5 protein-coding genes and 2 pseudogenes are annotated in these 6,056 nt (G+C 69.4%); 1 reads left to right on the top strand and 6 read right to left on the bottom strand.

Going from position 1 to position 6,056, the window contains the following annotated elements; genetic code table 11:
* Positions 1 to 133: 133 nt before the first annotated feature.
* From ACFVWU_RS44050 to ACFVWU_RS44025, 6 genes and pseudogenes are all read right to left on the bottom strand, one after another.
* Positions 134 to 1,322, bottom strand: a pseudogene (locus ACFVWU_RS44050) (IS3 family transposase).
* A gap of 36 nt (positions 1,323 to 1,358) precedes the next feature.
* The gene (locus ACFVWU_RS44045; RefSeq protein ID WP_387632169.1) at positions 1,359 to 1,619 is read right to left on the bottom strand and encodes a tetratricopeptide repeat protein; all 261 of its coding nucleotides are present in this window, start codon (positions 1,617 to 1,619) and stop codon (positions 1,359 to 1,361) included.
* Positions 1,520 to 1,984 (bottom strand): annotated as a pseudogene (locus tag ACFVWU_RS44040) (tetratricopeptide repeat protein); the annotation flags it as partial. The pseudogene ACFVWU_RS44040 and the gene ACFVWU_RS44045, both read right to left, overlap by 100 nt.
* Positions 1,885 to 2,502: a caspase family protein gene (locus ACFVWU_RS44035; protein ID WP_387632168.1), complete on the bottom strand. Its 618-nt coding sequence runs from the start codon at positions 2,500 to 2,502 to the stop codon at positions 1,885 to 1,887. The pseudogene ACFVWU_RS44040 and the gene ACFVWU_RS44035, both read right to left, overlap by 100 nt.
* Complete coding sequence (locus tag ACFVWU_RS44030; protein WP_387632166.1) at positions 2,499 to 2,879, bottom strand: hypothetical protein; 381 nt, start codon at positions 2,877 to 2,879, stop codon at positions 2,499 to 2,501. The genes ACFVWU_RS44035 and ACFVWU_RS44030 overlap by 4 nt, the downstream gene beginning before the upstream one ends.
* Before the next feature lie 367 nt (positions 2,880 to 3,246).
* Positions 3,247 to 4,797: a nucleobase:cation symporter-2 family protein gene (locus ACFVWU_RS44025; RefSeq protein WP_387632164.1), complete on the bottom strand. Its 1,551-nt coding sequence runs from the start codon at positions 4,795 to 4,797 to the stop codon at positions 3,247 to 3,249.
* A gap of 913 nt (positions 4,798 to 5,710) precedes the next feature.
* Between ACFVWU_RS44025 and ACFVWU_RS44020 the strand changes: the two genes are divergently transcribed.
* Positions 5,711 to 5,848 carry a hypothetical protein gene (locus ACFVWU_RS44020; RefSeq protein WP_387632171.1) on the top strand — a complete coding sequence of 46 codons (138 nt, stop codon included), beginning with the start codon at positions 5,711 to 5,713 and terminating at the stop codon, positions 5,846 to 5,848.
* The last annotated feature ends 208 nt before the right edge of the window (positions 5,849 to 6,056 follow it).

Here is a 6,056-nt window from a genome sequence, read left to right as displayed (position 1 = left end):
CATCGCCCTCGTCATGCTCTGCCTCGGCGGCAACCGCCCCACCCTGCCCCGACGCCAACTCACATGATCCGACCCACAGATCCAGCACAAGAGCCGTATTTGAGCCTTCCCCCGGGACATGGACACCGGTGTTTCATGCGGCGAGGGTGATCCTACGGGACGCCGCTGTCTGCTGTTCGAACTGGATCGGACTGAGGTAGCCGAGTGTGGAATGCCGCCTTCGGACGTTGTAGAAGGAGATCCACCGGAATACCTCCAGCCTCACCTGAGAACGACTGGTCCAGCGCGCTCCGTGCATCAACTCCCGCTTCAGCGAGGCGAAGAAGCTCTCGGCGGCAGCGTTGTCGTAGCTCGAACCAACCTTTCCCATGCTTCGCCGGATGCCGTGGCGCCGGCAGAGGCCCGCGAACTCGGCCGATCCGTATTGGGCGGATTCAACCAGTGGACGATCACGCCGGCGACCCGGCCGCCGCATGCCACGACCGCGGCTTCGAGCGCGTCGGCCACAAGCCGGGTGCGCATGTGGTCGGCCAGCGACCAGCCGACCAGGCGGCGCGAGTGGAGGTCGATGACGGTGGCCAGGTACATCCATGAGCCGCCGACCGGCAGATACGTGATGTCGCCGACCCACCGGACATCGGGGCCGCCCGCGGTGAAGTCGCGTCCGATCAGGTCCGGCGCCGGTGGCGTGTTCCTGTCCTGGACGGTGGTTCGGCAGCGTTTGCGCAGGTGACGGCCGATGATGCCGTGTTCGCGCATCAGGCGGGCTATCCGTTTGCGGTTGACCACCCGACCCTGGGCTCTCAGTTCCGCGTGCACCCTCGGAACCCCGTAGGCGCCCCGGGTCTCCCGGTGGACCTGGCGGATCTCGTGGACGAGTGCCGCCTCGGCCGCTGCCCGCTCGGTCCGGGCACGCGCCCCGGCCTTCCAGGCGTAGTAGCCGGAACGAGCGACACCCAGGACCTCGCACAGCCGCTGGACGCCGAACTCGGCGGCATGCGCGGAGATGAAGTCCCAGCGGCGGGCCCTCACTTCATCTCCCGTGCGAAATAGGCCGCTGCCCGGCGCAGGATCTCCTTCTCGACCTGCCACTCGCGCTCGGCCTTACGCAGCCGGGCGAGCTCGGCCCGCTCGTCGGCGCTCAATGCTTGCCCGGTCGACGACGGCTCGGCATCGGCGGCTCTCACCCAGTTCCGCAGGGTCTCGTGGTTGACCCCGATCTCCTTCGCGACGGCCGCGAACGTGCGCCGGCCCTCCGAGGCCCGGTACAGCGCGACGGCATCACGACGGAACTCGTCCGAGTACTTCGACGGACGTCCCACCTGGACTTCCCTTCCTGGATCGACAAGATCCAAGTGTCAGGGTGTCCACGTCACGGGGCAAAGCTCACGCCCAAGCAGAGGCAGTGCCTGCGGCAGGTCGCCGACTTCCCAGTATGCGGCGGCGAGGTTGTTGCGGGCGGCCAGGGTATCCGGGTGTTCGGGACCCAGGAGCCGCTCGGACGGGCGCGGTTGACCTCGAACAGTGTGAGTGCTTCCTGGTACCGCCCGGCGGCGCGGTGAGCGCCCGCGAGGTTTTGCCGGGCAGCCAGCGTGTCGGGATGGTCCGGGCCGAGACACCTCAAGCAGTCCTGAAGCGTCCGCCCGAACAGGTCGACGGCCCCGGCGAGATCTCCTGCCTCCCGTCGGGCGGCAGCCAGGTTGCTGCGCGAGGTGATGGTGTCGGGCGCGTCCTGGCCCAGGACTCTTTCCCGATCGGCGAGCACCTGCTCGAGCATCGGCACCGCTCGATCGAGTTCGCCGGCGCTGAGCAAGGCGTAGGCGAGGCTGTTCCGGGAGCGCAGTGTCTCGGGGTGGTCGCTGCCGAGCAGCCGGAGCCGGGCACTCAGGTGAGCACGTGGATCAACTCCCCGGTGAACGCGCTGAATTCCTCGCCGACCGGAGAGAGTGCCTTGCGGGTGGCGGCGGAGGCGGTCAGGACGCAAACGCCTTCGATATCCGCCTTGCTCGCTACCAGGACCTCCAACTCCTCCTGGCTGACCGATATGCCGGCCCCCATCTCGCCGTTCAACGCCTTGCCGCTGTAGCAGCAGTCAAGGATCACCACCGTACGGCGTGCCCTGTTGCCTGCCTGGCGCAGCCGAGTCCGCAATTTCGAGTAGCTCAGGCAGTCGTCTTCCCAATGAACGCCGCTGAGCGCCAGGTGCAGCTCCTGCGCCTCGCCCACCAGAAGTCCGTGACCGGCGTAGTACAGCAGGAGGGTGTCGGTTGCCTCGATGGCGGCCCGCTCAACCTCGTCCAATACCTCGTGGGGGTAGGCCGGTTCCCGGATCGAGAAGCAGTGCTCGTCCGGGAGCGCCCATACAGTCCCGTCGGTGAACAGTCGGCGCATCATAGCCAGGTTCCGCTCCACAGCCGGCAGTGCGCCCATTCCCAGACTGTCCGCGGCAGTGTGCACGCCTATCAGGATCGCCCGGGAACCGGCAGGATCCGGCGCGGTCACGAGCTCGTTTCGCCCTCGCCGGCAGTACCGTTGTTCGGCGCTGCCAGGGCGTCGAGGATCCGGCGGACCTCGGCGGGATCGGCCGTGGTGAGCTCGACCGTCGCGGCCCCACACTGGATCCGAACGGTGGGCACGGCGGAACGATCCCGGCCCTGGCGTCTGGCGTCCCGCCAGGCGGCGACCGAGACGATCAGGCTGCCGAGCGCCGAGCCGTCCGAAACCACCGCCTGGATGACGTCGGCGACGCCCATCTCGCTCTGCCCGGGTTCGGCGGGCAGCACGCTGAGCATGGCCTCTGCGGCGACCGGGTCCTTCCTCAGCCAACGCAGAAGGTCGCCGCCATCGCCGCCCTCCGTCGGCTGAATCCGTACCAGCATGACGCGCCCTTCTCCGATTCCCCACCGGGGTCCCCTCCGGCCGAGTGCAAGCCTGCCCGATCCGGTACGTTCCGGGCAGGCCTTTGGCGGCTTTGCCGGTTGACTCGACCGCGCCCCCGCCGGGCCGCCGGCCTCATCGCGGACCTCACTGATCGACTACGTCGCGTTCTTCTGGGCCGACGGGATCATCGCGACCAGCCTGACCGTCGCCGTGCTCGCCGGCACTCGCGTCGAGCGCCGAAAACGCGCCATGGCGGCCCCGGCGGAACCGGGCGGGCCCCGAACCGGCCCCCACCGTCGACGGCACGACGAGGCCGGGGGCAGAGCCGGACCGCTCCCGGGGGTCGGCCAACGGTGGTGGCGGGGTTCAACGTGAACGACGGCCGCATCCGCACTGTGCGCCACGCGCTGCGGAGACACCGGGATACGGGGACTCCCAGAAGTAGGTGTGCGCTGACAAGGTGATCCGCCGCGCGCAGGACGCCGAACAGCCCTCCGGCGCCAGCGCCGGATCCTCCCCCGTGGCGGCGGGGGAGGCGGCCGGGGCCGCTGAGGGGCGCAGGGGCGGCAGCTTGAGGTGGTTGAAGAGCAGGTTGAGGGTGAAGGCGAGGATCACCGTCAGGGTGATCGGGCTGCCGAAGACGGTCTGCGCCCAGGCGGGGAAGTGCCGGAAGAACACCTCGTTGCCGTACGGGTCGGTGGCGACCGCCGGCAGCAGGCCGACGCCGAGCGAGACCGCGACGATCAGCAGGTTGTGATTGCCGTTGAACTCGACCTTCCTCAGCGTCTGCACGCCGACCGCGGTGACCATCGCGAACATCACCAGGGCCGCCCCGCCGACCACCGGCTCGGGGACGGCCGCGATCAGCGCACCGACCTTGGGCACCAGGCCCATCACCAGCAGGAAGCAGCCCGCCACCGCGACCACCCAACGGCTGCGCACCCCCGTCATCTGCACCAGACCGACGTTCTCCGCGTACGCGGTGTCGGGGAAGGAGTTCATGCAGCCGCCGAGCACGGCGGACAGACCGTCGGTGGCGAGGCCCCTCGCGATGTCCGCGCCGGTCAGTTCCTTGCCGGTCATCTCGGCCACGGCGAGCATGTCCGCAGTGGACTCGGTGTAGGTCACCAGCAGCACGATGCACATCGAGACGATCGCCGCCGCGTCGAACCGCGGCGCGCCGAAGTGGAACGGCGAGGCGATGCCGAACCAGCCCGCGGAGCGGACCCCGCTCAGGTCGAACAGGTGCAGCGGAATCGAGGCCAGCGTGCCGAGAGCCAGTGCGAGCAGCGGCGCGAGTTGGCCCAGGAGGCCGCGCAGCAGTCGGCTGAACAGCACGATCAGCGCGATCACACCGAAGCCGAGGGCGATGTGCGACGGCTTCCCGTAGCCGGTGGCCGAGGTGTCGTGTCCGGCGATCATGCCCGCTCCCGGACCGATCAGCGAGAGTCCGATGATCATGATGACCGTGCCCGCCACCAGCGGCGGGAAGAACCTGATCATCTTGGCGAACGGTTTCGCGATGAGCAGGCCGAACACGCCGGAGGCGAGCATCGCGCCGTAGACCGTGGGCAGTCCGTGCCCGGCCGCGATGGTGATCATCGGACTGACCACGGTGAAGGTGGCACCGGCCACCACCGGCAGCCGGACACCGAGGATGCGGGAGACACCCACCGCCTGAACGATCGTCGCGATACCGGCGACCAGCAGGTCGGCGTTGACCAGCAGGGCGATGGTGTGCAGATCGAGCTTGAGGGCGCTGCCCACGATGAACGGGACGGCGACGGCGCCCGCGTACATGATGAAGACGTGCTGGAGACCGAGGATCGCCAACCGCGGTGCGGGCAGCACCTGATCGACGGGGTGGACCGGCGCGGGGCCGGGTGTGGCGCTTTCGGACTCGCCGTGCGAGCGCATGGGGACCTCCGGTGGTGCGCGGACAACGCCGTTCCGGACCGGGCGCGACGATGCGGCGGTCTTGGCGGCAGGGGGGACGGCGGCCGGGGTGGAGAGGGTGGCGGAAAGACGTCCGGGGGCGTTGATCCCGCCTGGTGTGCGGGTGCCGGCATCCGGTTGTGAGAACTCTAGAGGCCCGGCCGGTGACCGGAGCCACTGTGTGATCCGCCATCCGGATGGATCGGACAGCTGCACCCGGTTGTGGGTTCCGCCAGCACCTGGCAACCGATCCACTGGTCGTGACAATCCTTCAAACTCCCGGAAACAAAACACTGTTCCGATGAGCGGGTGACCCTGCCGAGCTGCCCCCGTCCCCACCGTCCGCGCGGAACGCGATGTCCGTATCAAGGACCCACGACCCTGTGCCGCGCCACCGACGGGTGATGCGGCACACGAGGAGCCGGCGGGGTCAGGCCCGGCGGCGACGCAGGAGCACCGCTCCGGAGACGCCCGCGGCCGGCGCAACTGCGCCGCCGGCGGCGATCTCGGCGCCGTTCATCCCCGAACCGCCACCCAGGCCGGTGTGGGCGGCACCCCGAGGGGTCTTGCCGGTCACACGGTCCGCCGCCCCCGGGGCCGGCGGCCGCCGCTGCTCCATCCCGTCGGCCACCAGCCAGCCCGCTGCCGCCAGTCCTGCCGCAGCGACAGCAAGGACGCCGGCCGCTCGCCGATCGGCGAACCATCGTCTCCGCACCCTCGCAAGCCAACCGTGAGCACCCGACGCCTGCACCCCGAGAGCCCCGGCCTCGTTCTGTCATGCCGCCCGCGGGAAGCCTCCTACCGCCCGGGCAAGCGGACACCCTCGAACACCCCACCCTCGAACGGGTGGACCTTTTTCGAAAAGGCGTCTATCCGCTGGCGGATCGACCTGATCGTGACGACCCCCGGCCTCGCCGACAGGGCCGTCGAGGCCTACGTCGAACGCGCCGCCACCCACGCCGAGCGCTGGAGCGACCACGCGCCCGTCACCGCCGTCTTCGAGCTCGGCCAACTGGCCGACAGCCCGCGATAATTCTCCACCGCTGAGGGGAAGTCGGCGGAAACCAAGGGCTGGACCGACGACCGGTCCGACGCAATGTCAGATGGCCTGCTTGGTGGTGGGGCCGCCCCCGGGGGGCCCCAACACCAGTGACGGTCAAATTAGCATACTAAGATGATTTTTGTCGCCACCGGTGGTGTGTTTTGTTACCCCAGGGCCCGTAAGACCACCGCAACCCCGC

Source organism: Kitasatospora sp. NPDC058190 (assembly GCF_042883685.1).
Classification (GTDB): domain Bacteria; phylum Actinomycetota; class Actinomycetes; order Streptomycetales; family Streptomycetaceae; genus Kitasatospora.
Note: the sequence above shows the minus strand (reverse complement) of the source record. Positions and strands in the feature narration are given on the sequence as shown.